The organism is Streptomyces sp. NPDC059994 (assembly GCF_042737755.1).
Lineage (GTDB): Bacteria > Actinomycetota > Actinomycetes > Streptomycetales > Streptomycetaceae > Streptomyces.
In genome coordinates, this window is the sequence record NZ_JBHWUR010000055.1 from 1 (window position 1) to 17,729 (window position 17,729).

General features: G+C 71.1%; 18 protein-coding genes and 1 riboswitch. Of the genes, 9 read left to right on the plus strand and 9 right to left on the minus strand.

The window, feature by feature from the left end; genetic code table 11:
* The first annotated feature begins 111 nt into the window (after positions 1-111).
* The gene (locus ACFWA7_RS24565) at positions 112-753 is read left to right on the plus strand and encodes a hypothetical protein (protein WP_385825221.1); all 642 of its coding nucleotides are present in this window, start codon (positions 112-114) and stop codon (positions 751-753) included.
* Between the two features lie 112 nt (positions 754-865).
* Positions 866-1,429, plus strand: a complete 564-nt coding sequence (locus ACFWA7_RS24570; RefSeq protein ID WP_385545713.1) for a Uma2 family endonuclease — start codon at positions 866-868, stop codon at positions 1,427-1,429.
* Between the two features lie 12 nt (positions 1,430-1,441).
* Here the strand turns inward: ACFWA7_RS24570 and ACFWA7_RS24575 are convergent, their stop codons facing one another.
* Positions 1,442-1,708, minus strand: coding sequence for a DUF4031 domain-containing protein (locus ACFWA7_RS24575; RefSeq protein WP_385545716.1), 267 nt, complete (start codon positions 1,706-1,708; stop codon positions 1,442-1,444).
* The gene (locus tag ACFWA7_RS24580) at positions 1,705-2,076 is read right to left on the minus strand and encodes a hypothetical protein (RefSeq protein WP_385545719.1); all 372 of its coding nucleotides are present in this window, start codon (positions 2,074-2,076) and stop codon (positions 1,705-1,707) included. Before ACFWA7_RS24580 ends, ACFWA7_RS24575 begins: the two co-directional genes overlap by 4 nt.
* Positions 2,077-2,167: 91 nt before the next feature.
* On the opposite strand from ACFWA7_RS24580, the gene ACFWA7_RS24585 reads away from it, so the two are divergent.
* The 3 genes from ACFWA7_RS24585 to ACFWA7_RS24595 all read left to right on the plus strand — a co-directional run bounded on the left by ACFWA7_RS24585 (position 2,168) and on the right by ACFWA7_RS24595 (position 4,814).
* Positions 2,168-3,088, plus strand: a complete 921-nt coding sequence (locus ACFWA7_RS24585) for a MurR/RpiR family transcriptional regulator (protein WP_385545722.1) — start codon at positions 2,168-2,170, stop codon at positions 3,086-3,088.
* Positions 3,089-3,130: 42 nt separating this feature from the next.
* Positions 3,131-4,048, plus strand: a complete 918-nt coding sequence (gene murQ, locus ACFWA7_RS24590) for an N-acetylmuramic acid 6-phosphate etherase (protein ID WP_385545725.1) — start codon at positions 3,131-3,133, stop codon at positions 4,046-4,048.
* A 295-nt stretch (positions 4,049-4,343) separates the two neighbouring features.
* A complete protein-coding gene (locus ACFWA7_RS24595; RefSeq protein WP_385825223.1) occupies positions 4,344-4,814 on the plus strand; it encodes a hypothetical protein in 471 nt (156 codons plus the stop codon).
* A gap of 103 nt (positions 4,815-4,917) precedes the next feature.
* On the opposite strand, the gene groL is transcribed toward ACFWA7_RS24595, so the two are convergent.
* The 4 genes from groL to thrC form a co-directional block, all read right to left on the minus strand.
* Positions 4,918-6,540 carry a chaperonin GroEL gene (gene groL / locus ACFWA7_RS24600; RefSeq protein ID WP_385545731.1) on the minus strand — a complete coding sequence of 541 codons (1,623 nt, stop codon included), beginning with the start codon at positions 6,538-6,540 and terminating at the stop codon, positions 4,918-4,920.
* A gap of 329 nt (positions 6,541-6,869) precedes the next feature.
* Positions 6,870-7,073: a cold-shock protein gene (locus tag ACFWA7_RS24605; RefSeq protein ID WP_005315736.1), complete on the minus strand. Its 204-nt coding sequence runs from the start codon at positions 7,071-7,073 to the stop codon at positions 6,870-6,872.
* Positions 7,074-7,523: 450 nt separating this feature from the next.
* On the minus strand, positions 7,524-7,799 hold the full coding sequence (locus tag ACFWA7_RS24610) for a MoaD/ThiS family protein (protein WP_385545734.1): 276 nt from the start codon (positions 7,797-7,799) through the stop codon (positions 7,524-7,526).
* 69 nt (positions 7,800-7,868) lie between these two features.
* Positions 7,869-9,182 (minus strand): threonine synthase, encoded by a 1,314-nt coding sequence (gene thrC / locus ACFWA7_RS24615; protein WP_385545737.1) that lies wholly within the window; start codon positions 9,180-9,182, stop codon positions 7,869-7,871.
* 17 nt (positions 9,183-9,199) lie between these two features.
* Positions 9,200-9,327: riboswitch (SAM riboswitch) on the minus strand.
* Positions 9,328-9,492: 165 nt separating this feature from the next.
* Between thrC and ACFWA7_RS24620 the strand changes: the two genes are divergently transcribed.
* Both ACFWA7_RS24620 and ACFWA7_RS24625 read left to right on the plus strand, forming a co-directional pair.
* Positions 9,493-10,440: a glucosyl-3-phosphoglycerate synthase gene (locus tag ACFWA7_RS24620; protein ID WP_385545740.1), complete on the plus strand. Its 948-nt coding sequence runs from the start codon at positions 9,493-9,495 to the stop codon at positions 10,438-10,440.
* Positions 10,441-10,515: 75 nt separating this feature from the next.
* Positions 10,516-11,916, plus strand: a complete 1,401-nt coding sequence (locus ACFWA7_RS24625; protein WP_385825225.1) for a trehalose-6-phosphate synthase — start codon at positions 10,516-10,518, stop codon at positions 11,914-11,916.
* Positions 11,917-12,496: 580 nt separating this feature from the next.
* Here the strand turns inward: ACFWA7_RS24625 and otsB are convergent.
* The 3 genes from otsB to ACFWA7_RS24640 form a co-directional block, all read right to left on the minus strand.
* Complete coding sequence (gene otsB / locus ACFWA7_RS24630) at positions 12,497-13,339, minus strand: trehalose-phosphatase (RefSeq protein WP_385545746.1); 843 nt, start codon at positions 13,337-13,339, stop codon at positions 12,497-12,499.
* 50 nt (positions 13,340-13,389) lie between these two features.
* Complete coding sequence (locus ACFWA7_RS24635) at positions 13,390-13,635, minus strand: DUF3263 domain-containing protein (RefSeq protein ID WP_385545749.1); 246 nt, start codon at positions 13,633-13,635, stop codon at positions 13,390-13,392.
* Positions 13,636-13,860: 225 nt separating this feature from the next.
* A complete protein-coding gene (locus ACFWA7_RS24640) occupies positions 13,861-15,147 on the minus strand; it encodes an extracellular solute-binding protein (RefSeq protein ID WP_385545775.1) in 1,287 nt (428 codons plus the stop codon).
* A 271-nt stretch (positions 15,148-15,418) separates the two neighbouring features.
* On the opposite strand from ACFWA7_RS24640, the gene ACFWA7_RS24645 reads away from it, so the two are divergent.
* Positions 15,419-16,426, plus strand: coding sequence for an ROK family protein (locus ACFWA7_RS24645; protein WP_385545752.1), 1,008 nt, complete (start codon positions 15,419-15,421; stop codon positions 16,424-16,426).
* The gene (gene nagA, locus ACFWA7_RS24650; protein ID WP_385545755.1) at positions 16,426-17,598 is read left to right on the plus strand and encodes an N-acetylglucosamine-6-phosphate deacetylase; all 1,173 of its coding nucleotides are present in this window, start codon (positions 16,426-16,428) and stop codon (positions 17,596-17,598) included. Before ACFWA7_RS24645 ends, nagA begins: the two co-directional genes overlap by 1 nt.
* Positions 17,599-17,729: the final 131 nt, after the last annotated feature.

Consider the following 17,729-nt stretch of genomic DNA (forward strand, 5'->3'; position numbering starts at 1 on the left):
GCTCGGGGGTCCGGGGGCGGAGCCCCCGGGAAACCCTCCTCCCCCCACCCCACCCACCCCCGGAGGGTTCAGGGAATGGGCGGGGTGGGGGGGGATGACTACGCTCACCCCATGGCCGACCTCCACGACCTCCGCGCCCGCTGGACCCGCGCCCTCACCGCCGCCCGCCCCGGCGACGGCCCGGACCCGGCCCCCTACGCCGACCGCCTCCTCACCCAGTGGGCCGAGCCGCACCGCAAGTACCACACCGTCGACCACCTCGCCGCCGTGCTGCGCCACATCGACACCCTCGTCGGCCACGCCGAGGACCCCGAACTCGTGCGCCTCGCCGCCTGGTTCCACGACGCCGTGTACCGGCCGGACCGCTCCGAGAACGAGGAGCGCAGCGCGGCGCAGGCCGAACGGGCCCTTTCCGAGGCCGGGTTGAGCCAGGACGGCACCGCCGAAGTCGCCCGGCTCGTACGCCTCACCGTCACCCACGACCCCCACGAGGGCGACACGAACGGCGAGGTCCTGTGCGACGCCGACCTGGCGGTGCTCGCCGGGGACCCGGAGGAGTACGCGGCGTACGCCGCCGCAGTGCGCGAGGAGTACGCCTTCGTCCCCGACGACACCTTCCGCACCGGCCGCGCGGCCGTCCTGCGCCAGCTCCTGGACCTGCCGCGGCTGTTCCGTACGCCCTACGGCGCCAAGGAGTGGGAGTCCCGCGCCCGCGAGAACCTGGCGGCGGAGCTGGAGCTGCTCACGGCGTGAGTCATTGCTGCGTCCCTCACCCGATCGTGGGACCGGCCAAGAGACGGCTGCGGATCCCACAACCGTCGATCTAGGTTCGCCCTGTCAGGTCACCGGAGACAGGGGGAATCGGATGGCCACATGGGAGGGCCTATTCCAGGCATGGTGCGAGTTGGATATGCCCGAGGGGTGGCGTGCCGAGATCGATGAGGGGCAGATCCACATGGCTCCGCCTCCGCCTCGGCACCACCATGTGATCCTCGCGGAACTTCAACGGCCCTGGTGCCACTCGCTCCCGGAGGAGCTGGAGATCTACCAGACTCTCGGCATCCACATCGCCCGCCTCGACAAGCTCTACATGCCCGACCTGGTGGTCATGCCGGGCGCACTTGTCGACGCAGCCGACCCCGCTTCGAACAACCCCATGGACGCCGCCGAAGCCCTCCTCGTCGTCGAGATCACCTCGAAGAGCAACGCCAAGGACGACCGGACGAAGAAGCTCTGGGCCTACGCCCACGCGCCCGTCCCGGCGTACCTCCTGATCGACCGGTTCGACGAACACGGCCCGACCAGCACCCTGTTCACCGAGCCCGTGGACGGCGTCTACAGCCGTACCGTCCGCACCCCGTTCGGCGCAGAGATCAAGCTCCCCGAGATGTTCGGCAAGCCGCTCGACACGTCCGTCTTCCCGCACTGACGCGGACGCCGGCTACGCCGGCCGCCCCTTCGGCCGCCGCAGCCCCGCCCCCGTAAGCCTCCGCACCAGTTCCTTGGAGCCGATCTCCACCGCCCCGGCCCGCACCGCGTCCGCGTACCGCGACTCCGGTACGTCGTAGTGGTCGCGCTCGAAGGCGCGCGGGGGGCAGCCGATGGCGGCCGCGAAGGCGTGGAGTTCGTCGTACGAGACGTCGCTGATCAGGTGCGACCACAGACGGCCGTGGCCCGGCCAGGTCGGGGGGTCGATGTAGACCGTCATGCGAGGGGGCCCGTGCCCAGGCCGCCGACCGGGGCCACCCTGACGCCCGCCTTGCCGCAGACCCAGTGCGGGTCGGGGCCGAGCTCGGGCTCGACGTCCAGCGCGTGCGGGTCCCCGGCGTCGCACACCGGGCAGATGGGCCAGCGTCCGTACTTCTCCAGGAGCGCGTCCTGCACGTCCTGGGCGACGAGCCCGGCCACGTACTCCATACCGTCCGGCCACTGCTCCACCCACCAGCGGCGGTGCGTCACCGCGTCCTCGACCAGCGAGACCACATCGGCCTGGGCCACGTCGCGCGCGGCCAGATCCGCCAGCACGAGGGCGCGTGCGGCGTGCAGGGACTGCTCCAGGGGGTCGACGTCGTCCATGCAGCCATTGTCACCCCTTCGGCCCCATGTGCCCGTCCCCCGGTCGGTCGAAGGGTTGACCACGGCCCACCTGCGAAAATATCTTTCAAGGGTGACTCGTGACGTGAAGGAAATTTTCCTCGGCGACGCCACCCCGCCGGCCCCCGCCGCCCTCGCCGCCAAGGTCCGCACCCTCGCGCCGTCCATGACCCGCTCGATGCAGCGCGTCGCCGAGGCCGTCGCCCAGGACCCGGCCGGGTGCGCCGCCCTCACCGTCACCGGACTCGCCGAGCTCACCGGCACCAGCGAGGCCACCGTGGTCCGCACCGCCCGCCTCCTCGGCTACCCGGGCTACCGCGATCTGCGCCTCGCGCTCGCCGGGCTGGCCGCCCAGCAGCAGTCGGGGCGCGCCCCGGCCGTCACCGCCGACATCGCCGTGGACGATCCGATCGCCGACGTCGTCGCCAAGCTCGCCCACGACGAGCAGCAGACCCTCGCCGACACCGCCGCCGCGCTCGACACCGTCCAGCTCGGCGCCGCCGTCACCGCCCTCGCACAGGCCCGCCGGGTCGACGTCTACGGCGTCGGGGCCTCCTCGCTCGTCGGCCAGGACCTCGCCCAGAAGCTGCTCAGGATCGGCCTCATCGCGCACGCCCACACCGACCCGCACCTCGCCGTCACCAACGCCGTGCAGCTGCGGTCGGGGGACGCCGCCGTCGCCATCACCCACTCCGGCTCGACCGGCGACGTCATCGAGCCGCTGCGCGTCGCCTTCGACCGGGGCGCCACCACCATCGCCATCACCGGCCGCCCCGACGGCCCCGTCTCCCAGTACGCCGACCACATACTGACCACCTCGACCGCCCGCGAGAGCGAGCTGCGCCCGGCCGCGATGTCGTCCCGGACGAGTCAACTCCTCGTCGTGGACTGCCTGTTCATCGGCGTCGCCCAGCGCACGTACGAGACGGCCGCCCCCGCGCTCGCCGCCTCCTACGAGGCGCTCGCCCACCGCCACAGCCCGCGCACCCGCTGACCCCGGGTGCCCTCGCACACGTACGGAAAGAGCAGCGCTCCCATGACTTCCACGTACGGGGAACTCCGCGCCCAGCTGGCCGCGTTGACCACCGAGGCGTTCCGGCCCGAGCTCGCCGACATCGACCGGCTGCCGACCGCCGAGATCGCCCGCATCATGAACGGCGAGGACGCCACGGTCCCCGCCGCCGTCGCCGCGCAGCTGCCGCGGATCGCCGCCGCCATCGACGCCACCGCCGAGCGGATGGCCCGGGGCGGGCGGCTGGTCTACGCGGGCGCGGGCACCGCCGGGCGGCTCGGCGTCCTGGACGCCAGCGAGTGCCCGCCGACCTTCAACACCGACCCCTCCCAGGTCGTCGGGCTGATCGCAGGCGGGCCGGCGGCCATCGCCACGTCCGTCGAAGGGGCCGAGGACTCGAAGGAGCTGGCGGCGGGTGATCTGGACGGGCTCGGGCTCACCGCGCTCGACACCGTCGTCGGCGTCTCCGCCTCCGGCCGCACCCCGTACGCCGTCGGCGCCGTAGAACACGCCCGAGCACGCGGGGCGTTGACGATCGGCCTGGCCTGCAACGCCGGGTCCGCCCTGGCCGCCGCCGCCGAGCACGGCATCGAGGTCGTGGTCGGGCCGGAACTGCTGACCGGCTCCACCCGGCTCAAGTCCGGCACCGCCCAGAAGCTCGTCCTCAACATGATCTCGACGATCACGATGATCCGGCTCGGCAAGACGTACGGCAACCTCATGGTCGACGTACGGGCCTCCAACGAGAAGCTGCGGGCCCGCTCGCGGCGGATCGTCTCGCTCGCGACGGGCGCGGGCGAGAAGGACATCGAGGCGGCCCTCGTGGCCGCCGACGGCGAGGTGAAGACGGCGATCCTGATGCTCCTCGCGGACGTGGACGCGGCAACGGCGACGCGCCGCCTGGAGCGGGCGGACGGCCATCTGCGCACGGCGCTGACGTAGCCGCGCGGCAGCTCCCGTACGCGGTCGGCGGCAGCTCCCGTACGCGGCCAGGCGGCAGCTCCCGTACGCGGCCGGCGGCAGCTCTCATACGCGGCCAGGCGGCAGCTCCCGTACGCGGCCGGCGGCAGTTCCCGTACGCGGCCAGGCGGCAGCTCCCGTACGCGGCCGGCGGCAGCTCCCGTACGCAGCCAGGCGGCAGCTCCCGTACGCGGTCAGGCGGCAGCTCTCGTGCGCGGCCTCTCACCCCGCGCCGGGGCGGCAACCCCCGTGCGGCGCAACGTCTTACGCTCTCGTCATGAGCACGTCCGACCGCGAACCCGAACCCGTCTTCACCCGCGTCAACGGCCGCTTCGCCTACAACCCCGCCAACCCCGTCGGTCTCACCCTCATCCTCCTCACCCTGGTCTTCGTCGGCGTCGCCATGTACGTCGTGAACGACCAGACCCACTGGAGCGAAGGCGAACTGCGGGACGCCGCCCACCAGGCGGCGCACGATCTGGACGACACGACCCAGTCCAACATCGATCCGTCGCAGAGGTTCTCCGGCAACGACTACGCGCGGACGATCGAGGACGCCATGAAGAACACCGGCACGGGCCAGTGGTTCGCCGACCCGATCGTGCTGCGCAGCCACGGCACGGACCAGGCGGCGTACGACATCACCGGCTCCGGCACCTACGCGGCGTTCTGCATGCACCTCACCGTCAGCCCGTTCGGCGGCGGGAAGGCGGTGATCAGGGCCCGGGTCACGGACGGCACCTGCTGACCCCGCCCCGGCCGCCCCCGGACACGCCGGAGGGCGGCACCCCTGCGAACAGGAGTGCCGCCCTCGGCGTACAGCGTTATGGAGCCACCGATCCCTGAGGGGATCAGAAGTCCATGTCACCGCCCGGCATGCCGCCCGGAGCGGCCGCAGAGGCCTTCTCCGGCTTGTCGGCGATGACGGCCTCGGTGGTGAGGAACAGCGCGGCGATCGACGCGGCGTTCTGCAGCGCGGAGCGCGTCACCTTCGCCGGGTCGATGATGCCCTCGGCGATCATGTCGACGTACTCGCCGGTCGCGGCGTTCAGGCCGTGACCGATCGGAAGGTTGCGCACCTTCTCGACGACGACGCCGCCCTCAAGACCACCGTTGACGGCGATCTGCTTGAGCGGGGCCTCCAGGGCGAGCTTCACGGCGTTGGCGCCGGTCGCCTCGTCACCCGACAGGTCCAGCTTCTCGAAGACCGAGGAGGCCTGCAGCAGGGCCACGCCACCACCGGCGACGATGCCCTCCTCGACGGCCGCCTTCGCGTTGCGAACGGCGTCCTCGATGCGGTGCTTGCGCTCCTTGAGCTCCACCTCGGTGGCGGCGCCGGCCTTGATGACGGCCACGCCGCCGGCCAGCTTCGCCAGACGCTCCTGGAGCTTCTCGCGGTCGTAGTCCGAGTCCGAGTTCTCGATCTCGGCACGGATCTGGTTGACCCGGCCCGCGACCTGCTCGCTGTCGCCGGAGCCGTCCACGATCGTGGTCTCGTCCTTGGTGATGACGACCTTGCGGGCGCGGCCCAGCAGGTCGAGACCCGCGTTCTCCAGCTTGAGGCCGACCTCCTCGGAGATGACCGTGCCGCCGGTGAGGATGGCGATGTCGTTCAGCATCGCCTTGCGGCGGTCGCCGAAGCCCGGGGCCTTGACGGCGACGGACTTGAAGGTGCCACGGATCTTGTTCACGACCAGGGTCGAGAGGGCCTCGCCCTCGACGTCCTCGGCGATGATCAGGAGCGGCTTGCCCGACTGCATGACCTTCTCAAGGAGCGGCAGCAGGTCCTTGACCGAGCCGATCTTCGAGTTGACGATCAGGATGTACGGGTCGTCGAGCGCGGCTTCCATGCGCTCCATGTCGGTCGCGAAGTACGCCGAGATGTAGCCCTTGTCGAAGCGCATGCCCTCGGTGAGCTCAAGCTCCAGACCGAAGGTCTGGGACTCCTCGACCGTGATGACGCCTTCCTTGCCGACCTTGTCCATCGCCTCGGCGATGAGCTCGCCGATCTGGGTGTCGGCGGCGGAGATGGAGGCCGTCGAAGCGATCTGCTCCTTGGTCTCGACATCCTTCGCCTGCTCCAGCAGCGCACCGGAGACGGCCTCGACGGCCTTCTCGATGCCGCGCTTCAGAGCCATCGGGTTGGCGCCGGCGGCCACGTTGCGCAGACCCTCGCGGACGAGAGCCTGGGCGAGGACGGTCGCGGTGGTCGTACCGTCACCGGCGACGTCGTCCGTCTTCTTGGCGACTTCCTTGACCAGCTCGGCGCCGATCTTCTCGTACGGGTCCTCGAGCTCGATCTCCTTGGCGATGGAAACACCATCGTTGGTGATCGTGGGGGCGCCCCACTTCTTCTCGAGGACGACGTTGCGGCCCTTGGGGCCAAGGGTGACCTTGACGGCGTCGGCGAGCTGGTTCATCCCGCGCTCGAGACCGCGCCGTGCCTCCTCGTCGAACGCGATGATCTTGGCCATGTGAAGTGGTCCTCCCGGACAGGGGTGGATTCTCCGGATCGAGCAAGCGCCCGCGACGGACGGCCTGCGCGCCTTGTGGTTCCTTACCCCACGCGGCTCGCGGACCTCACCGACCCGATCCTGGTTCTGTCACTCTCACTCGGAGAGTGCTAACGCCAATGATTAGCACTCGACCCAGGAGAGTGCAAGGCCGTCCCACCCTCCCGGCCCGGTCCCGGACACCTCCGCGCCGGCTCATCGGGCCCGGACACGCACGTGGGGCCCGCATCCATTTACAGAGGATGCGGGCCCCACGTGCGTGAGTGCGTCGGTGGCCGATCGCGCCGAGATCAGACGGCGAGCTTGACCATGTCCGCCTGCGGACCCTTCTGGCCCTGCGAGATCTCGAACTCGACTCGCTGACCTTCTTCAAGGGTGCGGTACCCGTCCATCTGGATCGCGCTGTAGTGGACGAAAACATCCGCACCACCGTCGACCGCGATGAAGCCGTACCCCTTCTCCGCGTTGAACCACTTGACGGTGCCCTGAGCCATGCCTAACTCCCCTATTACTGGCCCTTGCACGGGACCGCACTTCGCGGACCCGGGTCAGACCTCCACCCTCCGACAGGAGAGGGTGTGCGCCGGAACGCGTCGACCGCGGCTGAATGTATCTGCCCAACTGCCCTCTGCAACAGGTCAATCGGACGAGAATTCCGGGCAGGGGTGAAGAGCGGAATGCCGCGAAATTCAGCATTCCGGGGCAAGTCGGGCCGGGCAAAGCGCACTTAAGGAGCAATATGCTCGAACACTTTGACTGCTTCTCGACGCCGGTTCGTCGCGTTCTCATATGCACGTGGCACGCGCAACGAAGGGGACTTCCCCACTGTACCGCGCTCAACCACACTGAATTGCCCCCTCCGCTTAGCTTGCGGAGGGGGCAATTCAGGTAACTGTGCGTGTGACGCGCCTATGTTCAGCAGCCGCCGGCACTGTGCTCGACGGTCAGCCTCCGGCGACGGCCGGAATGATCGAGACGCCCGCGCCGTCCGGCGTCGCCGTCTCCAGGCCCTGCTCGAAGCGGACGTCGTCGTCGTTGACGTACACGTTGACGAAGCGGCGCAGCTTGCCCTGGTCGTCCAGGACCCGGGCGGCGATCCCGGTGTGGTTCTTCTCCAGGTCGGCGATGACCTCGGCGAGGGTGGCGCCCTCGGCCGCGACCTCGGACCTGCCGCCCGTGTACGTACGGAGAATGGTGGGGATGCGGACGTTGACGCTCATGTCTTCTGCCTTCCGTGCTCTCAGGACGATGGGGGTCCCTCCCTGCTCCTTAAGAGCTTGGGGGAGGGGTCAGCCGGCCAGGCCGGCGTCGCGGAACGCGTCCAGGCTCGGGCGGATGGTCGCGGACGGTCCAGTGGTCGGCGCCACCGCGTCCAGGGTCTTGAGGCCGTCACCCGTGTTGAGGACGACAGTAGTCAGGGTCGGGTCAAGGAGCCCGTTCTCGATGAGCTTCTGTGTGACGCCGACCGTCACGCCGCCCGCCGTCTCGGCGAAGATGCCCTCGGTCCGGGCGAGCAGCTTGATCGCGTCCACGACCTGCTCGTCGTTCACGTCCTCCACCGCGCCGCCGGTGCGCCGGGCGATGTCCAGGACGTACGGGCCGTCCGCCGGGTTGCCGATGGCCAGCGACTTGGCGATGGTGTCCGGCTTCTGCGGCCGTACGACGTCGTGGCCCGCCTTGAAGGCGGTGGATACCGGAGAGCAGCCCTCCGCCTGAGCGCCGAAGATCTTGTACGGCTTGTCCTCGACCAGGCCCAGCCTGATCAGCTCCTGGAGGCCCTTGTCGATCTTGGTGAGCTGGGAGCCGGAGGCGATCGGGATGACGATCTGGTCCGGGAGCCGCCAGCCGAGCTGCTCGCAGATCTCGTACGCGAGCGTCTTGGAGCCCTCGCCGTAGTACGGGCGCAGGTTCACGTTCACAAAGCCCCAGCCCTCGCCGAGCGGGTCCCCGATGAGCTCCGAGCAGAAGCGGTTGACGTCGTCGTAGTTGCCCTCGATGCCGACCAGCTCGCCGCCGTACACCGCGGCCATGACGACCTTGCCCTGCTCCAGGTCGTGCGGGATGAACACGCAGGAGCGGAAGCCCGCCCGGGCGGCGGCCGCGCCGACCGCGCCCGCGAGGTTGCCGGTGGAGGAGCAGGAGAGCGTGGTGAAGCCGAAGGCGCGGGCCGCCTCGACGGCGATGGCGACGACGCGGTCCTTGAAGGAGTGCGTCGGGTTGCCGGAGTCGTCCTTGACGTAGAGACCGCCGGTGACGCCCAGCTCACGGGCGAGATTGTCGGCCTTGACGAGCTTGGTGAATCCCGGATTCAGGTTGGGCTTTTCAGCCACATTGGCCGGAACAGGCAGCAGCGGCGCATAGCGCCAGATGTTCTCCGGGCCCGCTTCGATACGCTTGCGCAGCGCCTCGGGGTCACCCGTCGGAAGGTCGTACGCGACTTCGAGCGGCCCGAAACACAGGGCGCAGGCGAAGATCGGGCCGAGGTCGAACCGCTCGCCGCATTCCCGGCAGGAAAGCGCGACGGCGGGACCGAGGTTCACAGTGGTGGCGGCATTGGCGATGTTGGCGGTGTTGGCGGAGTTGTCAACGGTCTGCACAGCCATGATGGCGAGGCCCTTTCTCCTCATCTTCCCCATGGCGCATTTCGCCATGAGACGGAATTGGCACCTTCCCCACCGTGACCTCGCGGTCGGCAGGAGGGTTGCCGGGACTTCAACGGGCCGTTCCCTCAGTCCCTCTGGATGAGCGCTGTGGCACTGGGTCCAGGACCCAGGCATTTGTTCGCGCGACGACCCCCGACATGCGACGGTCATCCGCGTTGTTCAAGACTGTAACCGAAGGCCCGGACGGTTGAGATAGTCGTCCGAACCGCGAGATGGATCACACGAGGACCGCACAAGGAGGCTTCCGATCGTGCTGGAAGAGGTGGAGCGCTGGCTGAGCAGGCGTTCCTGGTCGGCGGCCGACCGCCCGCTGGACGGGATCCTGGCCGCCAAGCGCCGCGGCGCCACCACGGTCAGCGTCGTCCTGCCGGCGCTCGACGAGGAGGCCACGGTCGGGCAGATCGTCGCCGCGATCCGGCGCGAGCTGATGACCGCCGCCGTGCCGCTGGTGGACGAGCTGGTGGTGATCGACTCCGGCTCCACCGACCGAACGGCCGAGGTCGCCGCCGCCGCGGGCGCCCGCGTGGTGCACCGGGACGCGATCCTGCCCCGGATACCCGCCCTGCCCGGCAAGGGCGAGGTCCTGTGGCGCTCCCTGCTGGTCACCACGGGTGACATCGTCTGCTTCATCGACGCGGACCTGAGGGACTTCGACCCGGCCTTCGTCTCCGGAATCGTCGGCCCGCTCCTGACCGACGCGGACGTGGAATTCGTCAAGGCGATGTACGACCGGCCGTTCGGCGACGCCCCAGGTCAGGGCGGCCGGGTCACCGAACTCGTGGCCCGGCCCCTGCTCAACCTCCACTGGCCGCGGCTGGCCGGGTTCGTCCAGCCGCTGGGCGGCGAGTACGCGGCCAGGCGCTCGCTCCTGGAGCGGCTGCCGTTCCCCGTCGGTTACGGAGTGGAGCTGGGGCTGCTCGTCGACGCGCTGCACACGGTGGGCCTGGACGCGCTGGCCCAGGTCGACGTGGGCGTACGCAAACACCGCCACCAGGACGGCCAGGCGCTCGGCCGGATGGCGGCGGCGATCTACCGCACCGCCCAACTCCGCCTCTCCCGGGCCCACTTGGTGCGCCCGTCGCTGACGCAGTTCGAGCGGGGCGAGGACGGATTCGTCCCGCGTACGTACGCGGTGGACACCGAGGAGCGGCCGCCGATGCGTGAAATCGGCGAGTACGCGGTGCATCGGGCGGCGTAAGCGGGCGCGACCATCGGAGGTCCGCGCCTCCATTCGTACGTTTGAGGCAATCCACTACGGGCTAGGTTCGTCTCCATGGTCTCCGCGCGCGCTGCCCAGGTCACTGCCCAGGTCCTCGTCGCCTCCAACCGCGGCCCGGTCTCGTACACCCTCGACGCCGACGGGACGCTCACGCCCCGCCGCGGCGGGGGCGGCCTGGTCTCGGGCCTCTCCGCGATCGGCTCCGAGGCGGACACCCTGTGGGTGTGCTCGGCGCTCGGCGACGGCGACCGTGAGGCCGTGCGGCGCGGGGTGGGCGAGGCGGGCGTGCGGATGCTCGACATCGACGCGGGGGTGCACGCGGACGCGTACAACGGCATCGCGAACTCGGTGCTGTGGTTCGTCCACCACATGCTGTACCAGACGCCTCTGGAGCCGGTCTTCGACGCGGAGTTCCGTCGCCAGTGGGGTGCGTACGAGGCGTACAACCGCTCCTTCGCGCAGGCGCTGGCGGAGGAGGCGGCCGAGGGGGCCTCGGTGGTGGTCCAGGACTACCACCTGGCGCTGGTGCCGGGCATGCTCCGGGAGCTCCGCCCCGACCTGCGGATCGGCCACTTCTCGCACACGCCGTGGGCGCCGCCGGAGTACTTCCGGATGCTCCCGGACGACGTGGCCCGGCAACTGCTGCGCGGGATGCTCGGCGCGGACCGACTCGGCTTCCTGACGCACCGCTGGGCGGACGCGTTCACGCGCTGCTGCGGGGAGGTGCTGGGCGGGACGGGCACCACCCGGATCGGGGTGCACGGGCTCGGCGCGGACGCGGAGTTCCTGCGGCGGCGTGCGCACGAGCCGGACGTGGACGAGCGTCTGGCCACACTGCGCGAGCAGATCGGGCCGGACCGCAAGGCGATCGTGCGGGTGGACCGGACGGAGCTCTCGAAGAACATCGTGCGGGGCCTGCTGGCGTACCGGCAGCTGCTCGCCGACCACCCGGAGTGGCGGGAGCGGGTGGTGCACGTGGCGTTCGCGTACCCGTCGCGACAGGACCTGGCGGTGTACCGGGACTACACGGCGGAGGTGGCCCGGACGGCCGCCGCCATCAACCAGGCGTACGGTACGCCTGGTTGGACCCCGGTCCTCCTCCACGTCGAGGACGACTTCGCGCGCTCGCTGGCGGCGTACCGGCTGGCGGACGTGGCCCTGGTGAACCCCATCAGGGACGGCATGAACCTGGTGGCCAAGGAGATCCCCGTGGTCTCGGACGAGGGCTGCGCGCTGGTCCTGTCCCGGGAGGCGGGGGCGTACGAGGAGCTGCGCGAGGATGCGGTGTCGGTGAACCCGTACGACGTGGTGGGCACGGCTGCCGCGCTGCACGAGGCGCTGTCCATGGAGCGGTCGGAGCGGGCGGAACGCACGAAGCGGCTGGCCGCGGCGGCGACGGCGTTGCCGCCGCAGCAGTGGTTCCTGGCCCAGCTGAACGCACTGCGCGAGCGGTAGTCTCCCCCACCCCGCCCGTTCCCTTGCCCCTCCGGGGGTGGGTGGGGGGTTGAGGTGGTCTCCCGGGGGCTGCGCCCCCGGACCCCTTCGCGGGGCCTGCGGCCCCTGCACCCCGCTTCGGGGCTCCGCCCCCGATACCCCCGCCGGGGCTGCGCCCCAGCCCCCGCTTCGGGGCTCCGCCCCGGACCCGGCACGGAGGGTGGGTGGGTTGCCTGGGCTGCGCCCCAGCCCCCGCTTCGGGGCTCCGCTCCGGACCCCGCTCCTCAAACTCCCCCAAGGACTTCGTCCAGGGGGGGGACCCCCAGGGGCTGAATTTCGCGCCGCCGGGGCTGGATCTGGCCGGGCCCCGTTCTGCCTTCAGGGGCGCGGGGAACTGCGCGAGCAACCACAGCTGACCCGCAGACGAACACCGGGCCGAAAAGGGGCGCGGGGAACTGCGCGACCAGCCCCCACCGAACCCGCAGACAAACACGGGGCCCGGGGCGCAGCCCCCGGGAAACGAGCCTCAGCCCCCACCCACCCCCGGAGGCCACGCGGCGGAGCCGTAGCTGTCACAGCGGGAAGGGGCGGGGTGGGGCCACTAAAGGCGGTCCGCCAAGGACGTCAGGAAATCCACCACGCCCCCCGGCCCCGCCACCGACACATCCGCGCGTTCCGACACATCCGGCACCTCCGACGACCCGCTGCACACCAGCAGGCCCGGCACCCCGTCCGAGCGGAGTTTCTCCACCGCGGCGAACGCGGGCAGGTCGCCAAGGTCGTCACCCGCGTACAGCACGGACCCCGCCCCCACCTCCCGCAGGTACTCCGCCAGCGCCACCCCCTTGTCCATGCCGGGGGGGCGCAGCTCCAGGACCATGCGGCCGGGCTCCAGGATGAGGCCGTGCCGGGTGGCGAGGGCCGCGAGGGGGTCCCGCAGCGCGGCGTACGCGGCCGAGGGGTCCGTGGCGCGCCGGGTGTGGACCGCGACCGCCTGCCCCTTCTCCTCGATCCACGTACCCCGCCAGGCCCCGTGCGCATCAAGCACCCCCGGCAGCTCGGCCCGCGCGGCGGTGACGCCGGGGTGCGGCGCGGGCGCGGACACGGTCCCGGTCACCGCGTCCCAGCGCTCGGCGCCGTAGTGGCCGAGGACCACCAGGTGCTCCAGGCCGGGAACGCCCGCGAAGCCCCCGTACCGTACGGCCACTCCTGCCGGCCGCCCCGTGATCACCGCGACCGAGGCGACCTTCGGGGCCAGGGAGGCGAGGGCGGGAACGGCGCCGGGGTGGGCGCGCGCCAGCTCGGGGTCGGGGACGATCTCGGCCAGCGTGCCGTCGAAGTCGAGGGCGATCACGGCCCGCTCGGGCGCGGCCAGGATCGCGGCCAGCGCCTCGCGCCCGGCGGAGGTGGCAGGGTTCGGCAGGGGGTGTGGTTGGCTGCCCATGGCACGACCCTAGCGGCGCGGGCCGGATAACAGCCATGGCGGGAGGGCAATCAGCCTCGGCGTTCGCGCTGGGCCTCGCGTATCCGGCGCAGGCGGTTCACCGTGACGGGGTCGTGGGCCAGCGCCCGCTCGTCGTCGAGCAGGGCGTTGAGGAGCTGGTAGTAGTGCGTCGGCGAGATCCCCAGCTGCTCGCGCACGGCCCGCTCCTTGGCCCCGGGCCCGGCCCAGGACCGCCGCTCGATGGCCAGCACGGCCCGGGCCCGCTCGCTCAGCCCACCCTCGTCGTGGTCAGTCATACAAGCCAACGTATAGCCGACGCGTGACAACCCGCCCGGCTCCGTTCGTCTGCGGGCCGGTGGGGGCTGGTCGCGCAGTTCCCCGCGCCCCTCAAATGCCGCTGCGCGGCAATCCCCTGGGCGCCCCGAAGGGGCGCATCCAGGGGCGCGGGGCTGTGACATGTGCGGCTCCGCCGCGTGGGCGCGAGCAACCCACCACTCAGCCGCAGACGAACCCCGGGCCGACTACTCCGCGTTCTCCGCCTCCGTGGCGACCTTCGCGATCCCTTCGAGCACGGACCGCGGGTCCCCCTCCGGGGACACCGCCCCGCCGATCCGCTTCTTGATCGTCTCGCTCACCTTCGGCCAGGACGTCTTGCCGACGGGCGGCAGCTCCGACGTCGGCAGCGCGGCCAGGAACTCCTTGAGCTCCGGGTGCTTGCCGTTGCTCTGCATGGTCTGCGACGCCGTACGGGTCGCGGGCAGCAGGTCGTACTTGTCAGCGAAGGCCAGCACGTTCTGGTCGTTGAACGCGAAGTCGAGGAACTTCCCGATCTGCTCGCGGTGGCCGTTCTGCTTGAAGCCCATGATCCAGTCGGCCACGCCCATCGTCGCCTTGGCCTTGCCCTCGGTGCCGGGCAGCGGGACCATCCCGTACTTCACGCCCTTCTTCTTGGCCTGCTCCATCAGCGACGGGTGCCCGTTGAGCATGCCGACCTCGCCCTTGGCGAACGAGTCGAAGGCCGCCTGCCGGTTCAGCTTCCCCGGCGCGACGGGCCCGGTCAGGCCCTCCGCGACCAGGTTCTTCTTCAGCCAGTTGAGGGTCTTGATGTTCTCGGGCGAGTCGATGTCGTACCCGGAGACCTGGTTGACGTACGAGCCGCCGCCGCTCAGCAGCCACATCATCGTCTCGGCCTGGGCCTCCTCGCTGCCCAGCGGCAGCGCGAAGGGGGTCTTGACCCCCTTCGCCTTCAGCGCCTTCGCGTCGGCCTCCAGCTGCGCCCAGGTCTGCGGCGGCTTGATGTGCGCCTTGTCGAAGAGCGACTGGTTGTAGAACAGCAGGCGCGTGGAGGCGACGAAGGGGATGCCGTACTGGACGCGCTTCATCTCACCCGCGTCCGCCAGCGGCGCCAGGAAGTTCGCCTGGACGGGGATGGAGAGCAGCTGGTCGACGGAGTAGAGCTTGTCGCCGGCTGCGTAGTCGGAGTACGCGCCGATCTGCGCGATGTCGGGGGCGTTGCCCGCCTTCACCATCTCGGCGACCTTGGCGTCGACGACGTCCCACGAGTAGACGGAGACGTCGACCTTGACGCCGGGGTTCTTCTTCTCGAAGTCGTCGGCGACATCGTGCCAGTACGCCTTCGTGCTGCTGCCGCCCGCGATGTCGTAGTCGGCGGCGACCAGCTTGAGGGTGACGCTGCCGGAGCCGCTGTCGCCGCCGCAGCCGGTGAGGCCCGCCGCCGCTATGCCGAGTGCGGCCACCGCCGCCGTCAGACCGTTCCCCAAGCTCTTAAAGAGCAGGGGAGACCCCATCCGCCGCTGCTGCACGTGCTCTGTCCCACCCTCGTTGTTCGCCAGTCGGTCCCCCGTGAACGTCCTGTTCGCAACGTCCTGTCTACATGAGCTGCGATCTTCCCTTGCGGCCGGGTCTGAGGTCTACACCAGTTGGATATCACTTCCGCAACTTCTGCCGCCGCCGCCCCACCCGTACGGCCGTACTCCGGGCGGCACTTGGGAAAACGCTTACCCGCCGCCCGGTGAGTGGACTAGACCTTTCATGGGTGAACGCGCGAGACTGTCCCCCGTGAGACACGTCATCGCCCTGGATGTGGGCGGCACCGGGATGAAAGCCGCCCTCATCGGGGTGGACGGCGGGCTGCTGTACGAGGCGCGCAGGCCCACCGGCCGCGAGCGCGGCCCCGAGGCCGTCGTCGAGACCATCCTCGGCTTCGCGGCCGAGCTGCGCGCGTACGGCGAGGAGCACCTCGGCGAGAGCGCCGTCGCTGCCGGAGTCGCCGTGCCCGGCATCGTCGACGCCGAGAACGGCATCGCGGTCTACGCGGCCAACCTGGGCTGGCGCGACGTCCCCATGCGACGGCTGCTGAGCGAGCGGCTCGACGGCGTGCCCGTCGCCCTCGGCCACGACGTGCGCACCGGCGGCCTCGCCGAGGGCCGGATCGGCGCGGGCAAGGGCGCCGACCGCTTCCTGTTCATCCCGCTCGGCACCGGCATCGCCGGTGCCATCGGCATCGACGGCCGCATCGAGCCCGGCGCCCACGGCTACGCGGGCGAGATCGGCCACATCGTGGTGCGCCCCGGCGGCATCCCCTGCGGCTGCGGCCAGCGCGGCTGCCTGGAGCGCCTCGCCTCCGCCTCCGCCGTCACCCAGGCGTGGGCCGAGGCCAGCGGCGACCCGGACGCGGACGCGGCCGACTGCGCCAAGGCCGTCGAGTCCGGCGACCCCGGGGCGGCCGCCGTGTGGCAGAACGCCGTCGACGCGCTCGCGGACGGCCTGGTCACCGCGCTCACCCTGCTCGACCCCCGCACCCTGATCATCGGTGGCGGACTCGCCGAAGCGGGGGAAACCTTGTTCGTACCGCTGCGGGCGGCCGTCGAGGAGCGCGTCACGTTCCAGAAGCTGCCCGCGATCGTCCCGGCGGCCCTCGGCGACACGGCGGGCTGCCTGGGCGCGGGCCTGCTCGCCTGGGACCTGCTCGACACCACCGGCACCGCATCCGCACCCGCTTCCGGCACCCACTTCTCTCCCGGCACCGACGCCGGCCCCACCCACTCCACGGAGGTAACCGCCTGATGGCCACCAGCAAGGTTCTCTCCGGCGCCCGCGTCGTCCTGCCGACCGGGGTCGTCGAGAACGGACGCGTGATCGTCGAGGGCGGGAAGATCGCCGGAAGCGCGCCCGAGGCCGCCGAGCGCGTCGACCTCACCGGCCACTGGGTCGTGCCCGGCTTCGTCGACATGCACGTGCACGGCGGCGGCGGCGCCTCCTTCACCAACGGCACGGTCGACGACGTCCTCAAGGGCGTCCACACCCACCGTCTGCACGGCACCACCACCATGGTCGCCTCCACCGTCACCGGCGAGATGGACTCCCTGGCCCAGCGGGCCGGGCTGCTCTCCGAGCTGGTCGAGCAGGGCGACCTGGCGGGCATCCACTTCGAGGGCCCGTTCATCTCGCCGTGCCGCAAGGGCGCCCACAGCGAGGACCTGCTGCGCCACCCGGACCCGGCCGAGGTCCGCAAGCTGATGGACGCGGCCCGGGGCACCGCCAAGATGTTCACGCTCGCCACCGAGCTCCCCGGCGGCCTCGACTCCGTACGCCTGCTCGCCGAGCACGGCGTGATCGCCGCCATCGGCCACACCGACGCCACGTACGAGCAGACCGTCGAGGCGATCGACGCGGGCGCCACCGTCGCCACCCACCTCTACAACGCGATGCCCGCCCTCGGCCACCGCGCGCCCGGCCCGATCGCCGCCCTCCTTGAGGACGAGCGGATCACCGTCGAGCTGATCAACGACGGCACGCATCTGCACCCCGCCTCGCTCGAACTCGCCTTCCACCACAAGGGCGCCGACCGGGTCGCGTTCATCACGGACGCCATGGACGCGGCCGGGTTCGGGGACGGGCTGTACCACCTCGGGCCGCTGGAGGTCGAGGTCAAGGAGGGCGTGGCCCGGCTCGTCGAGGGCGGCTCGATCGCGGGCTCGACCCTGACCCTGGACCGCGCGTTCCGGCGCTCGGTGACCGTCGACGGCCTCTCCGTCGAGGACACCGTCCGCGCGCTCAGCGCCAACCCGGCGCGGCTGCTCGGCGTGTACGACAAGGCCGGCTCGCTGGAGCCGGGCAAGGACGCGGACCTGGTGGTCCTGGACGAGCGGTTCGCGCTCAAGGGCGTGATGCGGCGCGGCGAATGGATCGTGGCGCCGGCGCTCGGCCAGCGTCCTGCGCCGGAAGTTCCCAGGTAGTTCCGGCTCGGGCTCGAACGGCCAACGCGCCTGATCGACGTCCGGAACCCCGGTCGCCGAGGCGCGGCAGATGTACCGACGGACTACTGGCGCAGGACACCAGGGCCTCTCCGGCAGACCCTCCGCGTGCC